The sequence below is a fragment of the Ruegeria sp. A5 genome (genome assembly GCF_056543005.1).
In genome coordinates this window covers 291,390-313,936 of the sequence record NZ_JBQGAV010000002.1, presented here as the reverse complement: position 1 = coordinate 313,936, position 22,547 = coordinate 291,390, and the positions used below count along the sequence as shown (strand labels likewise).

General features: G+C 57.4%; 19 protein-coding genes. 8 read left to right on the top strand and 11 right to left on the bottom strand.

The annotated features are described in order from the left end of the window. Window positions 1–100: 100 nt before the first annotated feature. Window positions 101–1,291, bottom strand: a complete 1,191-nt coding sequence (locus tag ACR0AY_RS07310; protein WP_170511225.1) for an aminotransferase class I/II-fold pyridoxal phosphate-dependent enzyme — start codon at window positions 1,289–1,291, stop codon at window positions 101–103. A gap of 39 nt (window positions 1,292–1,330) precedes the next feature. Further along, the gene (locus ACR0AY_RS07305; protein WP_170424133.1) at window positions 1,331–2,002 is read right to left on the bottom strand and encodes an HAD-IA family hydrolase; all 672 of its coding nucleotides are present in this window, start codon (window positions 2,000–2,002) and stop codon (window positions 1,331–1,333) included. 134 nt (window positions 2,003–2,136) lie between these two features. Here ACR0AY_RS07305 and glmU point away from each other — a divergent pair, with 134 nt between their 5' ends. Genes glmU through ACR0AY_RS07290 form a run of 3 tightly spaced genes read left to right on the top strand, consistent with a single transcriptional unit; the run spans window position 2,137 to window position 6,006 of the window. Then, complete coding sequence (gene glmU, locus ACR0AY_RS07300) at window positions 2,137–3,489, top strand: bifunctional UDP-N-acetylglucosamine diphosphorylase/glucosamine-1-phosphate N-acetyltransferase GlmU (protein WP_170511227.1); 1,353 nt, start codon at window positions 2,137–2,139, stop codon at window positions 3,487–3,489. Between the two features lie 3 nt (window positions 3,490–3,492). Further along, the gene (gene glmS / locus ACR0AY_RS07295; RefSeq protein WP_170511229.1) at window positions 3,493–5,316 is read left to right on the top strand and encodes a glutamine--fructose-6-phosphate transaminase (isomerizing); all 1,824 of its coding nucleotides are present in this window, start codon (window positions 3,493–3,495) and stop codon (window positions 5,314–5,316) included. 6 nt (window positions 5,317–5,322) lie between these two features. Further along, the gene (locus tag ACR0AY_RS07290; RefSeq protein ID WP_170511231.1) at window positions 5,323–6,006 is read left to right on the top strand and encodes a DNA alkylation repair protein; all 684 of its coding nucleotides are present in this window, start codon (window positions 5,323–5,325) and stop codon (window positions 6,004–6,006) included. Here ACR0AY_RS07290 and ACR0AY_RS07285 read toward each other — a convergent pair. Further along, entirely contained in the window at window positions 5,994–6,407 is a 414-nt protein-coding gene (locus tag ACR0AY_RS07285) for a hypothetical protein (protein WP_170404060.1), read from the bottom strand. The genes ACR0AY_RS07290 and ACR0AY_RS07285 overlap by 13 nt on opposite strands. 91 nt (window positions 6,408–6,498) lie before the next feature. On the opposite strand from ACR0AY_RS07285, the gene moaA reads away from it, so the two are divergent. Continuing rightward, window positions 6,499–7,506 (top strand): GTP 3',8-cyclase MoaA, encoded by a 1,008-nt coding sequence (gene moaA / locus ACR0AY_RS07280; protein WP_170404063.1) that lies wholly within the window; start codon window positions 6,499–6,501, stop codon window positions 7,504–7,506. A 1-nt stretch (window position 7,507) separates the two neighbouring features. Next, complete coding sequence (locus ACR0AY_RS07275) at window positions 7,508–8,806, top strand: 3-deoxy-D-manno-octulosonic acid transferase (RefSeq protein WP_170511233.1); 1,299 nt, start codon at window positions 7,508–7,510, stop codon at window positions 8,804–8,806. 74 nt (window positions 8,807–8,880) lie between these two features. Here ACR0AY_RS07275 and ACR0AY_RS07270 read toward each other — a convergent pair whose 3' ends face one another. The 5 genes from ACR0AY_RS07270 to ACR0AY_RS07250 are packed head-to-tail and all read right to left on the bottom strand — an operon-like array spanning window position 8,881 to window position 15,421. Next, a complete protein-coding gene (locus ACR0AY_RS07270; RefSeq protein ID WP_170511235.1) occupies window positions 8,881–10,044 on the bottom strand; it encodes a M20 aminoacylase family protein in 1,164 nt (387 codons plus the stop codon). Between the two features lie 17 nt (window positions 10,045–10,061). Continuing rightward, entirely contained in the window at window positions 10,062–11,225 is a 1,164-nt protein-coding gene (locus ACR0AY_RS07265; RefSeq protein ID WP_170511237.1) for a M20 aminoacylase family protein, read from the bottom strand. A 14-nt stretch (window positions 11,226–11,239) separates the two neighbouring features. After that, window positions 11,240–12,406, bottom strand: a complete 1,167-nt coding sequence (locus ACR0AY_RS07260; RefSeq protein ID WP_170511243.1) for a M20 aminoacylase family protein — start codon at window positions 12,404–12,406, stop codon at window positions 11,240–11,242. Between the two features lie 22 nt (window positions 12,407–12,428). Beyond that, window positions 12,429–13,595, bottom strand: a complete 1,167-nt coding sequence (gene argE, locus ACR0AY_RS07255) for an acetylornithine deacetylase (RefSeq protein WP_170511245.1) — start codon at window positions 13,593–13,595, stop codon at window positions 12,429–12,431. Between the two features lie 5 nt (window positions 13,596–13,600). Further along, the gene (locus ACR0AY_RS07250) at window positions 13,601–15,421 is read right to left on the bottom strand and encodes an ABC transporter ATP-binding protein (RefSeq protein WP_170511247.1); all 1,821 of its coding nucleotides are present in this window, start codon (window positions 15,419–15,421) and stop codon (window positions 13,601–13,603) included. A 285-nt stretch (window positions 15,422–15,706) separates the two neighbouring features. Between ACR0AY_RS07250 and ACR0AY_RS07245 the strand changes: the two genes are divergently transcribed. The 3 genes from ACR0AY_RS07245 to ACR0AY_RS07235 all read left to right on the top strand — a co-directional run bounded on the left by ACR0AY_RS07245 (window position 15,707) and on the right by ACR0AY_RS07235 (window position 19,488). Then, window positions 15,707–17,413 (top strand): peptide ABC transporter substrate-binding protein, encoded by a 1,707-nt coding sequence (locus tag ACR0AY_RS07245; RefSeq protein WP_170397105.1) that lies wholly within the window; start codon window positions 15,707–15,709, stop codon window positions 17,411–17,413. Between the two features lie 94 nt (window positions 17,414–17,507). After that, entirely contained in the window at window positions 17,508–18,515 is a 1,008-nt protein-coding gene (locus tag ACR0AY_RS07240) for an ABC transporter permease (RefSeq protein ID WP_170397107.1), read from the top strand. Further along, window positions 18,508–19,488, top strand: a complete 981-nt coding sequence (locus ACR0AY_RS07235; protein ID WP_170397109.1) for an ABC transporter permease — start codon at window positions 18,508–18,510, stop codon at window positions 19,486–19,488. Before ACR0AY_RS07240 ends, ACR0AY_RS07235 begins: the two co-directional genes overlap by 8 nt. 6 nt (window positions 19,489–19,494) lie before the next feature. Here the strand turns inward: ACR0AY_RS07235 and ACR0AY_RS07230 are convergent, their stop codons facing one another. The 3 genes from ACR0AY_RS07230 to ACR0AY_RS07220 form a co-directional block, all read right to left on the bottom strand. Continuing rightward, window positions 19,495–20,631 (bottom strand): MFS transporter, encoded by a 1,137-nt coding sequence (locus ACR0AY_RS07230; protein ID WP_170511249.1) that lies wholly within the window; start codon window positions 20,629–20,631, stop codon window positions 19,495–19,497. Window positions 20,632–20,700: 69 nt separating this feature from the next. Then, window positions 20,701–21,978 carry a DUF3422 family protein gene (locus tag ACR0AY_RS07225; RefSeq protein WP_170404096.1) on the bottom strand — a complete coding sequence of 426 codons (1,278 nt, stop codon included), beginning with the start codon at window positions 21,976–21,978 and terminating at the stop codon, window positions 20,701–20,703. Window positions 21,979–22,085: 107 nt separating this feature from the next. After that, a complete protein-coding gene (locus tag ACR0AY_RS07220) occupies window positions 22,086–22,442 on the bottom strand; it encodes a VOC family protein (protein WP_170404099.1) in 357 nt (118 codons plus the stop codon). Window positions 22,443–22,547: the final 105 nt, after the last annotated feature.

Genomic DNA, 22,547 nt, shown 5'->3' with positions numbered 1-22,547 from the left:
TCGGGTCAATGACGACACGCAGACCAACGCAAAACGCCGCCCGGCAAGGGGCGGCGTTTTCAGATAAATCGAGCGTGCGTTGAAAGCGCACTCCGCTGGACTAAGACTGATAGACAGCGCTGACTTCAGCCCGGATAATGCGTGCAATTTGGGCACAATCTTCCAGCGAAAAGGTCAGTGGAACGCGCATATCCATGATCCCTGCCAATATCCGATCACTGACCGGCATCGGGGCGCTGTCGGCATAACGCCAACTGTCATAGCGTGAGGTAAAGCCCGACGGTTCAGCCCCCCCGAACCACTTCAGTTCGACCCCGCGCGCGGCGCAACGCTGGATTACCTCGGCAATGCGCTCGGGTGTCCAGTCCAGCAACAGGAATTGTATCGATGAACCGACATAGGTCTCAGCATCAGGCCGCTCCACCATCGTCAAACCCGGCGTTTCACGCAGGCCATGCTCAATCACAACATAGCGTTCATTCCAACGCTGTACCTGCCGATCAAGATCACGCAACTGCGGACGTAAGATCGCTGCACGCAAATTATCCATCCGACCCGAGACATTGGGGGTTGTGTATTTGATCTGCTCGAACACCTCCGGCCCGGGCGCGGCCAGATGGCGTTCATACAGCATATATGAGCCAGAGAGCATCGTTGCCTTGGCCGCCAGCTTCGGATCATCCGTGATCAGCAACCCGCCCTCGCCCGAATTGACATGTTTATAGGTCTGGCACGAGTAACATCCGATGGCCCCCTGCCGCCCAGACAGCTGCCCGCGCCAGGCGGCACCCATGGTATGGGCGCAATCTTCGATCACGATCACACCCGCCGTATCACACGTCTGCATCAGGCGATCCATATCGCATAGATGCCCTCGCATGTGGCTCAGCATCAACACCTTCGCCTGATCCAGCTTGGCCTCAAGATCATCCAGATCGATGGTCAGGGCTTCGGTCACACCAACAAAGACCGGCTTTGCCCCAACCGACGCGATCGCCCCGGGCACCGGGGCCAGAGTGAACGCGTTGGTCAAAACCGGATCGCCCGGCTTAACCCCCACCGCCCGCAGAGCTGTGGCCAGAGCGTAGCCACCCGACGAGACCGCCAGACAGTATTTCGCTCCCATCTGGGCGGCGAATTCCTGCTCCAACAAAGCCGTCTCGCTCAACTCGCCAGGGGCAACATTGTAGCGGTGCAAACGACCATGGCGCAAAACGGCCAAGGCGGCCTCGATCGCCTCTTCGGGAATGGGTTCTTGCTGGGTGAAATTACCTGTGAATGTCTCAGTCATGAATCCGTTTTTATGCTGAGTGTTAAGCGGGTCAAGGGATCAGGCCGCCGCTCCGATCAAATCGGAGACCAGTTTCGGTAAATCATCAAAATGATGCAACAACGCCTCGGGCTCCAGCGCAGCCATCTCATCGCCCGACGGGCCGAATGTCACCAGTACCGACGGCACTCCCGCAGCCCGCGCCGTATTTCGGTCGGTATCTGAGTCGCCGATCAATACGCAGTGGTCAGGGTGCCCTCCGGCGCGACGCGCTGCTTCGCGTAACGGTTCAGGGTCGGGTTTCCGCACCGGTAATGTGTCTGCACCGATCAGTGAAGCAAAGTGATCACGGACACCCATCCGGGTCAGCAGCAAATCAGCCAGGCCTTCGGGCTTGTTGGTGCAAATCCCCACGCCATAACCTGCATCTTTCAGTGCTTCGACGGCTTCAAGCGCACCGGGATAGAAATAGGTATGCGTATCGATCGCCTGCCCATAGACGTCCAAAAAGACCGGATAATAGGCTTCAACAACGTCCGCGTCATAGGCGCCGACCCGCTTCAATCCATGGGACAACATCAAGCGTGCACCGCGTACCGATACCGCCGCATCAAGCTCGGGCGACAGAACATCCCCATGACCCATCTCGCGAAAACAATGGTTTGCAGCGGCCAGCAAATCACCAGATGTATCCGCCAAAGTTCCATCCAGATCAAAGATTACCGTTCGCATGCTCACCTCCTGAACCGGCGGGTTTCCGCCATGTCGTGTTGCAAACGGCAATCTTCTTTGATGGCTGAACCGCTTGCGCCTTTGCCCACAGCGGATAAAACGGGCGGCGACAAAACAAAAGAGAAAACGATTTCATGAGCACTGCCCTTGTCATTCTTGCCGCCGGAAAAGGCACAAGGATGAACTCTGATATTCCCAAAGTCCTGCATCCGATCGCTCAGGCCCCAATGCTGGTTCACGCCATGCGCGCCGGTGCTGTCCTGTCGCCCGAGCGCACGGTGATTGTTACCGGCCACGGTGCGGAAGCAGTCGCGCGTGTGGCTGAAGCCGAAGATGAAAACGCCAGCATTGCGGTGCAGGAAGAACAACTTGGCACCGCCCACGCGGTTGCGCAGGCGCGTGCAGCGCTGGAGGGCTTTCAGGGGGATGTGGCAGTCCTCTATGGTGATACCCCACTTTTGCAGCCCGACACACTGGAGCGGATGATCGAAGCGCGTGCAAAAAACGATCTAGTCATTCTTGGGTTCGAAGCTGCAGATCCCGCCCGTTATGGCCGCCTTGTGATGAACGGAGACGCCCTTGAACGGATCGTCGAGTTCAAGGATGCCTCAGATGAAGAGCGCGCCATAACCTTCTGTAACTCTGGTCTTTTGGCATGTAATGCCAAGACCTTGTTCTCGCTGATCGATGCCGTTGGAAATGATAATGCCTCGGGTGAATACTATCTGACCGACGTGGTTGAGATCGCACGCAGCCGGGGCCTGACCGTGACTGCTGTGGCCTGTGATGAAGCTCAAACGCTGGGCATCAATTCGCGCGCCGATTTGGCGGCGGCGGATGCTGTGTTTCAGGCGCAAGCACGGTCCGCGTTGCTGGATCTAGGGGTCACCCTGATGGCGCCTGAAACGGTGTATCTTGCTGCAGATACGGTGATCGGCCGCGACGCTATTATTGAACCCAATGTGGTTTTCGGCCCCGGCGTGACTGTGGAAAGCGGTGCAACGATCCGGGCGTTTTCACATCTCGAAGGCTGCCATGTCAGCCGGGGTGCAATAATTGGCCCCTATGCCCGGCTGCGTCCGGGTGCCGAGCTGGCCGAAAACACCAAAATCGGCAACTTTGTGGAGATCAAGAACTCAGAGATCGCCAAAGGCGCAAAGGTGAATCACCTCAGCTATATCGGCGACGCCTCGGTCGGGGCGGCGACAAATATCGGCGCAGGAGCTATCGTATGCAATTATGACGGCGTGATGAAGCACAAAACGACCATTGGGGAAAACGTGTTCATCGGTTCGAACACAATGCTGGTGGCCCCGGTCACTCTGGGTGATGGCGCGATGACCGCGACAGGCACGGTGGTGACCAAAGATATTGAGCCAGACGCACTGGCAGTGGCACGTGCCAAGCAGGAAAACAAACCCGGATATGCGCGCAAATTGTTTGAAATGTTGAAGGCGAAGAAGGCTCGCCGCGACAAAGGAGCCTAAGTTATGTGTGGAATTATTGGTGTTCTGGGCAGCCACGAGGCCGCCCCTATCCTGGTCGAAGCGCTGAAGCGGCTTGAATATCGTGGCTATGACAGCGCCGGTATCGCGACTGTGAACGATGGCGCTTTGGGCCGCCGACGGGCCGTCGGCAAGTTGGTGAACCTAAGCGACCTTCTGGTTCACAACCCCCTTCCGGGTAAATCCGGTATCGGTCATACCCGCTGGGCCACCCATGGTGCCCCATCAGTTAACAATGCGCATCCGCACAAGGCCGGGCCTGTCGCCGTAGTGCACAACGGCATCGTTGAAAACTATCGTGAACTGCGGGCCGAACTGGCCGAGAATGGGGTCGGTTTCGTGACGGATACCGACACTGAAACCGTCGCACTGATGACGGAACGCTACATGTCCGAAGGGCTGTCTCCGGTCGACGCCGCGTTTAAAACCATTGATCGGCTCAAGGGTGCATTTGCGCTCGCCTTTCTGTTCGACGGTCAAGAAGACCTGATTGTTGCGGCGCGCAAGGGCTCGCCCCTTGCAATTGGTCACGGCGATGGTGAGATGTTTGTTGGGTCTGATGCGATCGCGCTGGCCCCCCTGACGGATCGCATCACCTATCTTGAGGAAGGCGATCGGGCGGTTCTGACCCGCACTTCGCTTGAGATTCGAACCGAATCGGGAGAGCTTGCCAACCGCGAAATTCGGCAAATTCAAATCGATCAGACCCGTGCCGACAAAGGCGGCCACAAGCATTATATGGCCAAGGAAATTGCCGAGCAGCCTGTTGTGGTGGCCGAAGCCATCCGCTCGTATCTTCCGACCGGAGGCGATCAGGTTGTATTGCCCGGTGACGGTCTGGATTTCACCAAGCTGGACCGTCTGACCATGGTGGCTTGCGGCACGGCATTCTACGCTTGCCTGACGGCAAAATACTGGTTCGAACAGCTGGCCAAGATGCCGGTTGAAGTCGATATCGCCAGCGAGTTCCGCTATCGTGAGCCTCCAATCTCGGACCGAACGCTGGCGCTGTTTGTCAGTCAATCCGGCGAAACCGCCGACACGCTTGCTGCCCTGCGCTATTGCGAGGGCAAGGCGGACAAGATCGTCTCGGTCGTGAATGTCGCGGAAAGCTCGATTGCGCGCGAAAGCGATGTGGCGTTGCCGATCCATGCGGGTGTTGAGATCGGTGTTGCTTCGACCAAGGCGTTCACCTGTCAGCTTAGCGTGTTGCTGATGCTTGCCCTCAAGGCCGCTGCAGATCGAGGCACGCTTAGCGATGAAGAGATCGCCGATCACGCGGCCGCCCTTCGCGGTTTGCCGACTGTTCTGAATGCTGCGCTGGATCAGAACGACGCTATTCGCCAATCCGCCCAACGCCTGTCCGAAGCGCGCGACGTGCTGTTCCTGGGCCGTGGCCTCATGTACCCGCTGGCGATGGAAGGCGCGCTGAAACTCAAGGAAATCAGCTATATCCACGCCGAAGGCTATGCCTCGGGTGAGTTGAAGCACGGCCCCATCGCCTTGATCGACAAGCATATGCCGGTTGTTGTCATGGCACCGCGCGACGCAGTTTTCGACAAGACAGTTTCGAACATGCAGGAGGTGATGGCGCGCAAGGGCAAGGTTATCCTCGTCTCCGACGATGATGGAATCGCTGAGGCTGAAGATGGGGTCTGGAGCACGATCCGTATGCCGCATGTCCACACCAGTCTTGCCCCGATCCTCTATTCGGTGCCCGCGCAATTGCTGGCCTACCACACGGCTGTGGCCAAAGGCACAGATGTGGATCAGCCCCGCAATCTGGCAAAATCCGTCACGGTCGAGTGACGGCAGATGCAGGCCTATCTGAATCAGATCAAAGCCCATGCCGATCCTGAACGCGCAGAACAGGCGGCGGCCTATCACAAGGTAGACCGCCCCTATCTGGGCGTTCCGAACCCGGTATTGATTGATCTGACCAAGGCTTGGCGGCGCGAACTTGAAGTCATCGACCGCATCGCTGTCGCCGATGGGTTGTGGCAGACCAACATTCACGAGGCGCGGGTCGCGGCGGCAAAGCTGCTGACCCAAGCCCGTATCCGACCGGATGACGCGGTGTGGGACCTGTTGCAAAGCTGGTTACCGGATTTTGATGCCTGGGCCGTGGCCGATCATGCCTGTATGGCGATGCAAAAGCGTCTTTCGGCTGATCCAACCCGGCTGGATCAGGTCGAACGTTGGACCACGTCGGGCCACATGTGGACCAAACGCGCCGCGCTGGTCGCCACCTTGCCCTGGACCAAACAGAACCATCCCAAACCGGAAGACCTGGCATGGCGCGACCGTATACTCGGCTGGGCTGCCACGTATGTCTCCGATCGGGAATGGTTTATCCAGAAGGCCATCGCATGGTGGCTGCGCGAATTGTCAAAGCATGATCCAGAGCGCGTGGTCGCGTTTCTGGAAACGCACGGCGCAAACATGAAACCCTTTGCCCGCAAAGAGGCTGGGAAATACCTGCGCGCTCAGTCGGAATAGACTTCCAGTTCCACCAACTCGTCATATGGCACCAACAGCGCGCGCATGGCTTCAAGCGACAGCCGTCCGCCACCGCCTTCGGGGCCTGGTGCGGGAACAAGCGTGACATAGGCCTGCGCACCCGTGCGCGGCACAACCACGCGGCCGTTGATTTCAGTTTGTACCAGAGGCGTCTGCAACCATCGCCCCGGTGTGTTGGGATCGCCCAGCCCGGCAACGGTCGTTTTGGCGCCAGACCACCCTGCGGCAGCCACAGGTTCAGGAGTTACCTCCGTCGCCTCTGCTGTAACGGGTTCAGCCGCCGTCTCGTTGGATGAACTTCCGAACACCCGATCCGTCGTGGACCGAACGGCATCGCAACCGGCAACGAGGCTAAAAGCTAAAACCAAAGCATATTTCATAACACAAAACCTAGAGCGCTGCGCCTAACTGTACCAGTCCAAAACGCAGATGGCACTTGCCGCGAACATGCCTCCGCTTTACCTATAAGCCATGACAGCTCCGCTTATAGACCCGTTTGCCCGCGCCATCACCTATCTTCGCGTCTCCGTTACGGATCGCTGCGATTTCCGCTGCGTTTACTGCATGTCCGAAGATATGAAGTTTCTTCCCAAAAAAGACCTTCTGACTCTGGAAGAGTTGGATCGTATGTGCACGACTTTCGTCAATTTGGGCGTCGAGAAATTGCGCATCACCGGGGGCGAACCACTGGTTAGGCGAAACATCATGTCATTCTTCAACAGCATGACCCGACATCTGGACAGCGGCGCCCTGAAGGAGCTGACGCTGACAACCAACGGATCACAATTGCACCGATTTGCGGATGATCTTTACGCAGCGGGCGTGCGGCGCGTGAATGTATCGCTCGATACGCTGGATGAAGACAAATTTGCCAAGGTCACCCGATGGGGCCGCCTGAAACAGGTGCTGAACGGCATTGACGCAGCGCAGAAGGCTGGCCTGCGGATCAAGATCAACGCTGTCGCTCTGAAAGGGTTCAACGAGCCCGAGCTACCCAAGATCACCGAATGGTGTGCCGAACGTGATATGGATCTGACCTGGATCGAGGTGATGCCCATGGGCGACATAGGCAACGAAGACCGGCTGGATCAGTATTGGTCGCTCAAGGACGTCCGCAAGGAATACCAGAACCACTATACGGTCACTGATCTGGCCGAACGGACAGGTGGTCCGGCGCGGTATGTCAGGCTTGAGGAGACCGGACAAAAGATCGGTTTCATAACGCCACTCAGCCATAACTTCTGCGAAAGCTGCAACCGCGTGCGCCTGACCTGCACTGGTGAGATCTACATGTGCCTTGGCCAGGAAGATATGGCTGATCTGCGCGCACCCCTGCGCGATCATCCCGATACCGAGAAACCGTTGGAAGACGCGATCCGTGCAGCCATCAACCTCAAGCCCAAGGGCCATGATTTCGACTATTCCCGGCAAGCCGTCGACGGTCAGATGAGCCGCCACATGAGTCATACGGGCGGCTGAGATGCCCGGCACACCCGCGCAGCCAACGCTGCTGTACAAACTGTACTGCGGTCTCATATCTATTGCCGAACCCCTGATTTGGCGAAATGTACGCAACAAACTGCACGCTGCGGGTGTTCCCGAAAGCCGCCAGCAAGAACGGCTTGGCCATGCCAGTTTGCCGCGCCCAGATGGGCAGCTGATCTGGTTTCACGCGGCCAGTGTGGGTGAAAGCCTATCGGTTCTAAGCCTGATCAACCGTCTGGGGCAGCGCCTGCCGAATGCTGAGTTTCTCATCACCTCAGGCACCCCGACCTCGGCGACGTTGATTGCTAAGCGCTTGCCTGCCCGGACGCGCCACCAATATCCGCCATTGGACAGCGCCGCTCCGGTGCGCGAGTTTCTGGACCACTGGAAACCCGATGCAGGCATCTTTGTAGAAAGTGAAATCTGGCCCCGGCTGATCGTAGAGGCCGCAAATCGCGGCACGCCACTGGCGCTCTTGAATGCCCGGCTATCTGACAAATCAGTGGATAGTTGGAACAAGCGCCCGAACACTGCGCGCTTCATTCTGGATCATTTCAAGGTATTTCTGACCCAGAACGACAAAACCGCCGCTAATCTGATCGCAATTGGTGCCGACGCGGATCGCGTACAGCCCGGCACCAACCTCAAGGCCATGTCTGACCCGCTGCCCGTAAATCAGGATGTCCTGACCAAAACCCAAGCGCAGATAGATGGTCGCCCGCTATGGATTGCCAGTTCGACCCATGCAGGGGAAGAAGAAACGGTTCTGGCAGCCCACAAAGCGTTGCTACAGCGCTGGCCCGACCTGCTATTGCTGCTGATCCCTCGCCATCCGGAGCGTGGAGACGACGTTGCTAAATTGGTGAGTGATGCTGGTCTTTCGCATGCACGACGCAGCGCTGACCAACAGATAACATCAGACCTACAGGTCTATGTCGCGGATACATTGGGTGAAACCGGAACCTGGTACGCCCTCTGCCCCATCGTTTTCCTAGGGGGATCGCTGAAAGAGATCGGCGGCCATAACCCGTTCGAACCGGTTCAGGCGGGGGCTGCGGTGATCACCGGCCCTGGTTATTTCAATTTTGCCGAGACATTTGAGCCGCTCATCAAAACGGGCGGCGCCGTCCGGATCAACTCGGCCAACGCATTGTCAGATGCTGTCACCCTCTGGCTGTCGGACAAAGCCGAACTGCACACCGCTCGAATGGCGGCCGATGCCTGCGTGAAAACACAGAGTTCGGCGTTGGATGCGGTGATCGAAACGCTCTGCTCCCGCCTGTCTCTCGGCTGACAAAACACACCGATCCCTCTTCATCAGGCTAAAAATACCTCGGGGGGGGTGGGGCAGAGCCCCCACCCTTCCCATCAAGCAGCAGGCATCCGCTGCTCAACAATCTCGGCCCACCAACTACACCCGGCAGGAATGGCCTCGTCGTTGAAATTATACTCGGGATGATGAACCATGGCCGTATCTCCATTGCCCACCAGAATATAAGCCCCCGGACGCTCTTCGAGCATAAAGGCAAAATCCTCACCCCCCATGACAAGGGGCGCCTCGTCACAGCTGCCCGAGACCGATTTCGCCACCTCGGCCGCGAAATCGGTCTGCTCGTCACTGTTCACCATCACCGGATAGCCACGAATATAGGTCACATCCGCCGTGCCACCAAAGGTCGCTGCAACTCCTGCGCAAATCTCGTTGATCCGTTTCTCGGCAAGATCGCGCATCTCTTTGCTCATGGTGCGTACGGTGCCTTTGATCTGCACTGTTTGAGGAATGACATTGAACGCCTTCGAGGATGTCTCGAACGATGTCACAGACACCACGACCTGATCGATCGGGTCGGCATTGCGCGAGGCAATCGTCTGCAACGCCAACACGGCCTGCGCGGTCATCACGGTCGTATCCACGGTCTCCTGCGGTTTCGCGGCGTGGCCACCGCGACCTTCAAAGGTGATGTCGAACTGATCGGTCGCGGCAAAGAACGAACCCGGACGGATAGAGAAACTGCCGACCGGACGGCCCGGCCAGTTGTGCATGCCGTAGACTTCCTGAATGTTCCAGCGCGCCATCATGCCGTCTTCGCACATTTCGCGACCACCGCCGCCACCTTCTTCAGCGGGCTGGAAGATCACCACTACAGTACCGTCAAAATTACGCGTTTCCGAAAGGTATTTCGCCGCCCCGAGCAGCATCGCCGTATGTCCATCATGGCCACAAGCATGCATCGCCCCATCGGTTTTCGAGGCGTAATCCAACCCCGTCGCCTCGTGAATCGGCAGCGCATCCATATCAGCACGCAGACCGATGACTTTGCCACTCGAGTCTGATTTGCCTTTGATCACACCGACAACCCCGGTGCGACCGATCCCGGTGACGACCTCGTCGCAGCCGAACTCTTTCAGTTTGTCCGCGACCAAAGCACTGGTGCGGTGGGTTTCAAACAGAATCTCGGGGTTTTCATGAATATCCCGTCGCCATTCGGTAATTTCGGCCTGCAATTCGGCAAAGCGGTTCTTAACTGGCATGTCTTCTCTCTCCTAATTCAAGCCGCCGGCATCCGGCGCTCGACCATTTCCGCAAACCATGAGCACCCCAGTGGAATGATCTCATCGTTGAAATTGTATTCGGGGTGGTGCAGCCCGGCACTGTCGCCGTTGCCCAGCACGATGAACGCTCCGGGGCGTTCTTCCAGCATGAACGAGAAATCCTCGCCGCCCATCACCATGGGCGCTTCATCACAGCTGCCACCTACGGAAATGGCGGCCTCAGCGGCAAATTCCGTCTGTTCTTCGGCGTTGATCGTCACCGGAACTCCACGCGTGTATGAGACTTTGACAGTGCCACCGAAGGTTTCAGCAATACCCTCAGCCACCTCGCTTAGCCGCGTCTCGATCAGGTCGCGCATTTCGTTCGAATGCGTTCGTACAGTACCGCGCACCTGCGCCGATTGAGGGATCACATTGAACGCTTTGGATGAGGTCTCGACCGAAGTCACAGACAGAACCGCCTGTAAAATAGGGTCCGCGTTACGCGACACGATGGTCTGAAGTGCCACGATCAGTTGCGACAACATCACTGTAGTATCAATTGTTTCATGCGGTTTCGCCGCGTGGCCGCCTCGACCTTCCAGATGAATGTCGAACTCATCCGCAGCCGCCAGCAGCGGGCCAGACCGGATCGCGAACTGCCCCGTCGGCACACCTGGCACATTGTGCATGGCATAGACTTCCTGAATGCCGTACCGATCCATCAGACCGTCTTTGCACATCGCTTCGGCTCCATTGCCGCCTTCTTCCGCTGGTTGGAAAATCACAATGGCCGTGCCGTCGAAGTTCCGCGTCTCAGACAAGTATTTCGCCGCGCCCAACACCATCGCCGTATGGCCATCATGGCCACAGGCATGCATGGCGCCATCGGTTTTCGAGGCATAATCAAGGCCCGTCTGCTCCTGCATCGGCAGCGCGTCCATATCGGCACGCAGGCCGATCACACGACCCTGCGTGTCGGTCTTGCCCTTGATGACGCCAACAACTCCGGTGCGGCCAATGCCCGTCACAACCTCATCGCAACCGAACTCTTTCAGCTTTTCAGCCACCAAGGCGCTGGTGCGGTGGGTGTCATAAAGGATCTCAGGATGTTGATGAATATCCCGCCGCCAACCGGTGATTTCTTCGTGCATTTCGGCAAGTCGGTTCTTGATTGGCATCTAATCCTCCCAAATCAGGCGACGGGTAATCGTCGTTCCACCAGCTCGGCAAACCAGCTGCAACCGGCGGGAATGGCGTCGTCGTCGAAGTTGTATTCCGGGTGATGGCACATGGCCGTGTCCCCGTTTCCGATAAAGATGTAGGCTCCGGGCCGTTCTTCAAGCATGTAAGCAAAATCTTCTGACGGCATGATTGGATCGGTGCTGTCATTGACCTTGCCTGCCACGGCCTGCGCGGCCTCAGCAGCATAGATGGTTTCATCGTCCGAATTCACCGTCACCGGATAGCCCGGTGTCCACGACATCTTAGCCGAAGCTCCAAAGGCCGAGGCAGTGTCCTCGGCGATCCGGCGCACGCGTTCTTCAGCGACCTTTCGATATTCTGGGTCAAGTGTGCGAACAGTTCCCCGCAACCGCACCGTATGGGCAATCACATTCGAGGCCACACTATCGGTTTCAAATGTCCCGACGGTCAGCACCACCCTTTTGATAGGGTCCACGGTACGCGACACCACTGATTGCAAAGCTACAACAATGTGCGACGCAATCAGCGTTGTATCTACCGCCTCATGCGGGGCGGCAGCATGACCGCCTTTACCCGTTACAACAATTTCGAATTCATCCGAAGAAGCCAGCAATGCGCCTGGTCGAATGGCAAACTCACCAACCGGCATTCCCGGCATGTTGTGCATGCCATAGACTTCTTGAATACCCCAGCGCTCCATCAGCCCGTCCTGACACATGGCCAGACCACCTGCCCCGCCTTCTTCGGCAGGCTGGAAAATCAACACAACGGTACCGTCAAAATTCCTCGTCTCAGCCAGATACTGCGCCGCGCCCAACAGCATTGAGGTATGACCGTCATGACCACAGGCATGCATCTTACCAGAAACCGTCGAAGCATAGTCCAGCCCCGTCGCCTCTTCTATGGGCAGCGCATCCATGTCGGCACGCAGCCCGATAACACGGCCTAGCGTATCCTGACGTCCCTTGATAACGGCAACCACGCCAGTCTTGCCGATGCCGGGCGTGATCTCATCAACGCCGAAGTCTTTCAGGCGGTCGACCACAAACCCTGCCGTTTGCTCAACATCATACATCAGCTCGGGATGCATATGCAGGTGACGACGCCATTTGGTGATCTCGCCATGCATTTCGGCGAGCCGGTTCTTGACGGGCATCTTTAACCTCTCCTTTGAGATGTTATTCGCAGAGCCTCTTTACCAGACGCTCCATAAATTTTTGACCTGCGTTGAATTGAGAAATCGTAATGAACTCATTCGGCTGATGGGCCTGCGCGATATCACCGGGGCCGCAGATAACAGCGGAATAACCGGCTTCCTGAAACTGCCCCGCCTCAGTGCCATAGCTTACCACATGTGTCGCATTGTCACCGGTGAGCGCGCGCACCAGCGTCTCAGCCTCGCCATCTTCTTCAGGCACAAGACCGGGGATCGAGAAATGCTCGGATAGCTCGATCCGGGCTTCCGGATGTACCGCTTGCATTTGGGCCTCGACTTCTCGAACCTTGTCAAAATAGGCTTTCTGCCAGACCGCCTTTTCATCATCCGGAACGGTGCGAAAATCCATCATGAACCGGCAATCCTTGGCGGTGATGTTATGCGCGGTTCCGCCTTCAATCATTCCCACGTGGCAAGTTGTCCAAGGGGGGTCGAAGACCGCTGCAATATCCGAAGGTTGTGCCGCCATGCTCTCAGCATTGCGCTGGTTGGCCCAATTGATCAGCGGCGCGGCCTCCATAATTGCGTTGACACCCGTATGCATGATCGAGCTATGCACCTCAAAGCCAACGATATGAGTGTCATAGCCGAACCCGCCCTTATGGCCAGTAACGGCCTGCATCATCGAAGGTTCACCCACAATCACAGCCGAGCCCTTGGGTAATACGTCCTGCATGCGAGCGATCATTGGCGGCGCGCCGGTGCATCCGACCTCTTCATCAAAGCTCAGCGCCAGTTGAAGCGGACGTTTGATACCTGAATGATGTGCCTCGACCAAAGCCCAAATCGCCAGAGCGTCGAACCCCTTCATGTCGCAAGTACCGCGACCGAAGTATTTGCCGTCTTTCTCGGTCACAACGAAAGGATCGGTATCCCAGGGCTGACCATCGATGGGCACGACATCCGTATGCCCCGACAAGACGATTGCACCTTCTTCCCACGGACCGACATGCGCAAACAGTGCCGCCTTGTGAGGCTGATCCGGATCAGGCCAGCGATGTGGTTCGATCCCATGACTTGTTAGATAGTCTTCGACCCAATCCACCAGAGGCAGGTTCGTGTCGCGGCTGACTGTCGGGAACGAAATCAGCCGGGTCATGATTTCTAACGGCGTCAAGCGTTCAACCATGAGGGTCAATATCCGCTGTCAGTGGTCAGAATGAAATGACCCGGCTCGACCTCATTGTATTCAGATGGTTCTGGCTTGTAGCCGATGGGATGAATCGGGGACGGAATAGGTTTGAAGTTCAGGTCTTTTTCCGACTTGCGCTTGTTCGGGTCGGCAATTGGTACCGCCTTCATCAGTGCCTGCGTATAAGGGTGCTGTGGGTTCTCAAAAACCCGAGCACGCGGGCCCAGTTCGACAATGCGGCCCAGATACATCACACCGACATGGTGACTGACCCTCTCGACCACCGCCATGTCATGGCTGATGAACAGATAGCTGAGGCCAAGCTCGGACTGCAGCTCCATCATCAGGTTCAGCACCTGCGCCTGAACCGAGACGTCCAGCGCCGAAACGGCCTCATCCGCGATGATTAGCTTGGGATTCAGCGCCAGTGCTCGCGCAATCGCAATCCGTTGCCGCTGACCACCCGACATCTCATGCGGGAAGCGGCGCATGAAGCTGCGCGGCAGTTGCACCTTGTCGAACAGTTGCGCCACGCGGTCCTGCAGTTCTGACCCCGACGCAACCCCATAGTTCCGCATCGGTTCAGCGACCTGATCAACCAACTGCATCTGAGGGTTCAGCGAGGCGAACGGATCCTGAAAGATCATCTGCATGTCCAGCCGCGCTTTGCGCAGGCCGGCCTGGTCCAGCTTCATGATGTCGACACCGTCCAGATCAACCTCACCCGCCATCGGCTCCACCAATCGCAGGATCGAGCGCCCTGCCGACGACTTGCCACACCCAGATTCGCCCACGAGGCTGAGAGTCTGCCCCCGGTTCAGCGTGAACGAGACATCTTCGACTGCATGCACGTTCGAGATGGTCCGGCGCAGCAATCCGCCTTTCACCGCAAATCGCGTGGTCAGGTTCTTGACCGTCAGCAACACTTCGTTCGTACCCGGGATCGGAGCGATCTTCTGGCCTTCCTCACCCAGCAGTTTCATTGGCTCGGGCGCGGCTTTGCCCTGCATCTCGCCCAATTTCGGAACCGCCGCCAGCAGAGCCTTGGTGTAATCGTGCTGCGGGTTTTCGAAGATTTCTTTGACGGTGCCTTCCTCGACCTTGTTGCCACGGAACATGACCACCACCCGGTCCGCCATCTGCGCGACGACAGCCATGTCATGGGTGATAAACATTACTGCCGTACCGGTCTCGCGCTTCAGGCGGTCCATCAGCGCCAGAATCTCGGCCTGGATGGTCACATCCAATGCAGTAGTGGGTTCATCCGCAATCAACAGGCGTGGCTCACACGCCATGGCCATGGCGATCACCACACGCTGGCGCATGCCACCGGACAGTTCATGCGGATATTGCTTCAAACGTCGCTCGGGCTCAGGGATGCGCACCTGACGCAATAGTTCCAGCGCGCGCTCTTCGGCCTGCGCTTTGTTCATGTCCTTGTGGATTCGCAATCCTTCGGTGAGCTGCCGTCCGACGGTGAAAACCGGGTTCAAGGCCGTCATCGGCTCCTGAAAGATCATTCCGATCTCATTTCCGCGAATCTGCTTCATCAGATCTTGATCGGCGTGGGACAGATCCATTTCCTCGCCGCCGCGGCGATCGAAAAGCAGTTGCCCGCCAGCAATTTCACCGCCGCCGAACTCGACCAAGCGCATCAGCGATAGAGATGAGACTGATTTGCCCGACCCCGATTCGCCCACGATACAGACGGTTTCGCCTGGGTTGACCTCGAACGAGACGTCCTCGACGCCCACCACTGGGCCATCTTTAGTTTGAAATTCGACCCGCAGTTTTTTGATCTGGGCAATTGGCTGATCCAGCACGCGCGCTCTCCCCTTGGCGGCTTTTCGGATTGGGTGCCAAACGCTAAGGCGGGCAGATGTGAAAAGTCAAACCGATAGGTCAAATTTCGCAAGGCAAGGCTTGCAATTTTCCAAAACTCTGTTTCGATACGCCTCGTAACCGTTCTGGGGGGAGGTCTGAATACACGAAGGCGATACAATCGTTTCCGTTTGATTCCAAATCCTTATCCCTTTTGACGGCCACGCCTAACCCGCGGGCATCGCGGAGATAATCGAGACACGTATGTGTCCAACATGGAGTGTATGATGAAAATCAAAACCCTTTTGCTTGGTGCGATTGCAAGCACGGCAATGGCCCCGATGGCCATGGCCGAGCGTGGATCGGACGGCAATGTCAGCATCATTTACTGGCAAGCCCCATCGATCCTGAACCCGTTCCTTTCGGGTGGCACCAAGGATGTGGAATCCGCGTCGCTAGTGATTGAGCCGCTCGCCCGGTACAATCAAGATGGCGAAATGGTTCCGTTCCTGGCATCCGAAATTCCGACAGTTGCAAATGGTGGCGTCAGCGAAGACCTGACCTCGATCACTTGGAAAATCGCGCCGGGAATCACCTGGTCAGACGGCACACCTTTCACCTCCGCTGATGTAGTGTTCACTGCAAACTATTGCATGGACCCAGAAGGCGGTTGTGCGCAGGTGACCAAATTTGAAGGTGTCACCAATGTCGAAGCTGTCGATGATCTGACCGTCAAAGTCACATTCGATGCGCCGACCCCGTTCCCTTACGGCCCGTTCGTGGGTGGTGAGAGCCCGATCATCCAGGCGGCACAGTTCGCGGATTGCATGGGAGCCAAAGCGCCCGAATGCACCGAGCAGAACTTTAACCCGATCGGCACAGGCCCGTTTGTTGTCACCGAGTTCAAGCCAAATGACGTGATCACTTTCAAGGCCAATGATAACTACCGTGACCCGGCAAAGCCTGCGTTCGCAACGGTGACATTCAAAGGCGGTGGCGATGCAACTGCAGCTGGTCGTGCGGTCATGGAAACCGGCGAATTTGACTATGCCTGGAACTTGCAGCTTGCGCCTGAAGTGATCGCGCAGATGCAGGAAGGCGGCAAAGGTACTCCGGTCGCAGGCTTCGGCCCGCTGGTGGAACGCATCATGCTGAACCAGACCAACCCGTCGCCAGATCTGCCGGAGGGCGAGCGTTCGACTGCAACGCATCCGCACCCGTTCCTGCAGGACCCTGCTGTTTACAAGGCCATGTCGCTGGCCATCGACCGGCCGCTGCTGGTTGAAATCGGCTACGGTCAGGCCGGTAAGGTTACCTGCAACTGGGTACCTGCGCCTGCCGCGGTGAATTCCGACACATTCAGCTGCGATACTCAAGATATCGAAGGTGCCAAGAAGCTTCTGGATGACGCGGGTATCGTTGATTCCGATGGCGATGGCATCCGTGAAAAAGACGGTGTACCGCTGAAGATTGTCTACCAGACTTCTACCAACGCAGTTCGCCAGGACTTCCAGGCGCTGATCAAAGAATGGTGGAGCCAAATCGGTATCGAAACTGAGCTGCGCAACATCAATGCTTCGGTCTTCTTTGGTGGTGATCCGGGTTCGCCTGACACCTTCCAGAAGTTCTATGCCGACGTTGAAATGTATGCCAACACCTTCAACGGCACTGACCCGCAGTCCTATCTGGGCAACGGCCTGTGCGACAAGGCACCCAAGCCTGAAAGCCAGTGGCAGGGCGAGAACATCAGCCGTTTCTGCAACGAAGAGTTCGACAAGCTGCATGGCAAGCTGGCCGAAACCGCAGGTGCGGATGAGCGCGCGCAGATCGCGCGTCAGCTGAACGACATCATGGTTGAAAATGGCGGAATGATCCCGCTGGTGCACCGTGGTCGTCTGTCGGCACACGCCAATACGCTGGGTGGCGTTGTCCTGAACGTTTGGGACAGCGAGCTGTGGAACATTGCGGACTGGTACCGCAAGACCGGTTCCTAAGCGTTAATCTTGCAAAACCGCGCCCCGACCCATATCGGGGCGCGGTCATTTGCAGACCACTCCAACAAGAAGACGCATATAAAGGCGCCTCTTAATGCTCAACTTTACCATCAGACGACTGGTGCTGGCCGTTCCCACGCTACTGTTCATCAGCCTCGTCATCTTCCTGCTCCTCGAACTCGCACCCGGCGATCCGATGGCGCAGGTTCCACTTACCGTCCCCCCCGAAGTCAAAGAGAAGATGCGCGAGGCACTGGGCCTCGGTCAGCCGATGCATATCCGGTTCTGGAAATGGATCGTGCAGTTCTTCTGGATCGAACCGCAGGTTCTGGTCGACTCGATCTTTGGTACAACCTTCTCCGAAGGTGACCTGCGCGTGATTTCGTGGCAGACCCGCTCACCCGTCATGGACATCGTCGTTCAGCGCATCCCGCAGACCCTGTGGGTTGTTGGCACCGCTTATGTGGTCGCCATCCTGATCGCCCTGCCCATCGGTATCTATTCGGCTTACCGGCAGTATTCCTGGTTCGACCAAATGGGCACATTCGTGTCGATGGTCGGCTTCTCGGTACCGCCGTTCTTCTCGGGCGTATTGGTGATCGTGATCTTCTCAGTCCAGCTTGGATGGTTCCCGTCGATCTATGACACCACCCATGTGGTCAATAGCTGGGACAGCTTTGTTGTACAGCTGAAACAGATGATCATGCCGGTCATGGTTCTGGCTCTGCAGATCACCGCGCAGCTCAGCCGATTCATGCGCGCCTCGATGCTGGACAACCTTAATCAGGATTATGTCCGCACCGCCCGCGCCAAGGGCCTCAGCGAATATACGGTCGTCATGGTCCACGTCCTGCGCAACTCGATGATCCCTGTGGTCACCGTTATCGCGCTGGGTATTCCAGCCATCTTCGGCGGAGCGATCATTACCGAGCAGGTGTTCAAAGTGAACGGCATCGGCCAGTTGCTGATCGGGGCTATTCAGGCCAATGACTTGCCGATGGTCCAAACCCTGACCTTCATATTTGCAGTGCTGATCGTCCTGTTCAATCTGATCGCCGACGTTCTCTATGGCATTCTGGACCCGAGGATTCGTTATGACTGATCATGATCGTACCGATACACTGGTCCCGGACGAAGGGCTTGCGCCCGCCTCGACAGCGCTGCCAACCACCGATGTGATGGAAGAACTGGCCACCCCACCACGGAGCCAATGGCGCGATGTCTGGGATCAGTTCAAGACCCACAAAGGCGCGATGATCGGAGCGATTCTGTTCATCTTCATCGTCGCAGGCGTCTATCTGGGCCCATACTTATGGAGCATCGACCCCACTCAGATCGACATCCGTTCGCGCAATCAGGGCCCCAGTTGGGCGCATCCCTTTGGCACCGACCAGTTGGGCCGCGATATCCTAGCTCGCATGATGTCAGGCGGTCAGACATCGGTGTCAGTCGGCATCACCGCGATGCTGTTGGCGCTGTTTCTGGGCTCGTTCATCGGTGTTCTGGCCGGGTTTTTCAAACGGCTGGATGGCCCACTGATGCGCCTGACGGATCTGTTCTTGGCCTTGCCGTTGCTACCGCTGCTGCTGGTCATGATGCTGCTCTTCCGCGAGCCGCTATCTGCTGCCTTCGGGTTAGAGCGTGGAATCTTCATCCTGATCGTCTGCGCCATCGGCATCACCTCATGGATGCCCACAGCGCGGATCGTGCGCGGCGATGTGCTGGCGATCAAAGAGCGTGAGTTCGTTCTGGCCGCCCGGTCCATCGGCACCAGCAATGGCCAGATCATCACCCGGCACATCCTGCCGAATGTTCTGTCTCCGATCATGGTGTCGGCCACGCTGGGGATTGCAACTGCGATCATCACCGAAAGCGCGCTTTCCTTCCTCGGCCTCGGATTTCCGCCGGACTTCCCGACATGGGGTCGGCTGCTCTTCGATGGCGTCGACTATCTGCAGCAATACCCCGAGCGCGTGTTCTGGCCCGGACTGGCGATCTCACTAACCGTCCTCAGTGTAAATTATCTGGGTGACGGCCTGCGCGATGCGCTGGATCCACGTATTCGCGGACGATAAGCGAACTTAGTCGGCGCGCTTCAGCGCGCCGGCCAATACGATGATAAGAACGGCCAGCGGTAAAAGAACTGCAAAGGCAAATCTCAGCGTCATCAACTCGGCCAGAAATCCGATCAGAGGCGGCCCGATCAACAACCCTCCGTATCCCAATGTCGCGACGCTTGCGATCGCCTGTCCGGGCGGGACATGCGGGTCGTTGGCCGCACGGCTAAAGGCCAGAGGCATGATTACCGCATAGCCCACTCCCATCAGAGCAAAACCTGCCAAAGCCAATTCTGCCCCTCCCGCCGATACTACGCCAAACACGCCCAGCGCGGCGCAAACGCCGCCAAATCGTGCTGTTGCAACAGGCCCGAAACGCGCGATCACCACCCCGCCCGCAAGCCGGAACGCAACCATCGTGACCGAGAAGACCGCATAGCCCAGCGCCGCGATACTCTCAGCCGCACCGGTGACATCGCGCAGGAAGATCGCACTCCAATCCGCAACAGCCCCTTCGCCCAAAGCGCCGCACAGCGCTGTGAAACCCACAAGGATCAGGGCACCCGATGGCAAAGCGAACACCGATCCAGGTTTCGAAGCCGAACGTTTCGAAGTCCAGCGTACCCAAGACAAAACAAGCGCAAGCGCGACGACAACGCCACCCGCTAGCAGAAAATGTTGCAACACCGACAGCCCCATCTGTACGGCACTGTATCCGCTGAGCGCCCCCAGCCCGGCTCCAAGGCTCCACATCGCGTGAAAGGACGACATGACCGGCTTGTCATAGGCCTGTTCGACTTCTGCCGCCCAGGCGTTCATCGCAACATCCATCGAGCCATGGAAGGCTCCGAATACAAACAGAAACGCCGCAAGCGACCAGAACCCGCCGGCGAGAGCCAAAAGGATCAGGGAAAAGGTGTAGAGAACCGCGATCACCCGCGTGATCGCCACCGCCCCAAACTTGTCCGTCAAACGGCCCGTGATCGGAAACGAACAAACGGCCCCTGCTGCCATGAACAGCAAACCAAGCCCTAGCGCCTCGTGCGTCAGATCCAGCCTGTCCCGAACCGCAGGTATGCGCGATGCCCAGATGCCGAACAGCGCACCGTTCAGGATAAACATGGCGGCCACAGCCCGCCACGCCGCAACAATACCGATCACAGGGAATCCTCATAAAATCTGCCAAACGCCACCCGTTCTACAGATCATTCGTCGCCCGGCATAGACCGCTTATTCAATTCGCTTCCGGATCTGGCGCACCCCGAACCAAACGGCAAGGATGACAGGCACGGTCACAATTGCCGTCAGCATCCCTTTGCTAATCCCGGCCTGCGTCAGTGGGTAGAGCAAGTAGCTGACCAGAGACACCGCATAGTAGCTGATCGCCACCACAGATAATCCCTCGACTGTGTGCTGCAATCTAAGGGCCAGATCAGCACGCCGGTCCATGCTTTCCAGCAGAGCCTGATTTTGAGCGCTGCGTTCGACATCGACACGGGTACGCAACAGGTCGCCGGCGCGAATAGCCCTGTCGGACAAGGCCTGCAAACGTCGCTCGGTTGATTTAACCGTCCGCATCGCGGGGTCATAACGACGCATCATGAAATCGGCAAAACTCTGACGTCCATTGAATCTTTGTTCACGCAACACTTCGATGCGCTGATTAACAATCGCCTCATAGGCACCCGTGGCGCCGAACCGAAAAGAACACCGTGCCGAAAGTGTCTCAAGCTCGATCGAGGTAGACAGAAGATCCGGCAACAATTCGTCTGGGTGCGCTGTTTCATCGGACATCTGCCCCATCAGGCGGGTCAATTGACCATCCAGTTCGCCGATGCGCGGCATCAGTTGCTTGACCCGTGCAAATCCCAGCATCGACATTGCCTTGTAGGTCTCAATCTCGCACAGCCGCTGAACGATCCGCCCGGTCCGACGCCGCCCGGTGCCTTTCTTGACAAACATCGCAAGCCGCATATGCCCCGCCGGATCAATTCGGAAATCACAAGCGCAGATCGCAGCATCATCCAGCACCCGCGCCACTGCTAGGCTTTCCGGCTCGAACCACTGAGCCAGCGAAGCCTTTGCCGCCTCATCCCCCTCGTACTCGACGACGCGAATTAAGGCCGATGTCACGCGCTGCCCCGGGCTCGCCATCAACCAATCTGGCGGAAACACCTCAAAGTCTGCCGGATTGAATGCACGTTCACTGACGTTCGGAGTGATCGCGGTATAGGTCACAAACTCGGTATGTTGTTCCCATTTCAGCCAATGACGCCCGATCTGACCCGCGTAGTGAGTGGCTTCTGGCTGAGGGTGCTGCGCGCCGTGGCGATCCAGCAGATTGATCAGGTGGGCCATATCCTCGCCACGATCGCGCGTAACCGCTTCTTTGGGCTTCTTGATCGCCAGAAACACAACCGTGCTGGGTAAGGGTGCAACCGGAAATGGGCGTGCATGCAGTTCATTGGCCAGCGTATAGCGAAGCGGATGATTGTCTATGGGCGTCATGTAAGGCTCCGGTGTATCACCGGCACTATAAGGCAGACCGACACAACATCAATTGTTTATTTATTTCAATTACTTACAAGGATACAACGGTATACAATCCCGCTATCTTATTGATTCGGCTCCCATAGCTCGATGGGATTGCCTTCAGGATCGTGGATGCGGGCGAATTTCCCGACCTCGCTGTCCCACTCCGGGTTCGTCTCGACGGTGATTCCGGCGATCTTTAATTGGTCGATCAACGCGCTCAGGTCATCGACACGAAAATTGATCATCCATTGCTGCTCGGAGCGGCCGAAATACTCGGTGTCCTGCGCAAAGGGTGCGAACACCGTATATCCTTCCCGCTGCTTCCAGGGCACAGGATCGTAGTGATTGACGCCCAAATGCTTCTCATACCAAGCACTCAACGCCTGCGGATCACGGGCCCGAAAGAATATCCCGCCAATTCCATTTACCTTCTGCATGGTCTGCCTCCGACTATCCCGAACACTCGCCAAGTTTAACACAGCCCGCTTGCTTCATATGGCTAAAAAACCTTGAGGGGGTTGGAGGCAAGCCCCCATCTCATC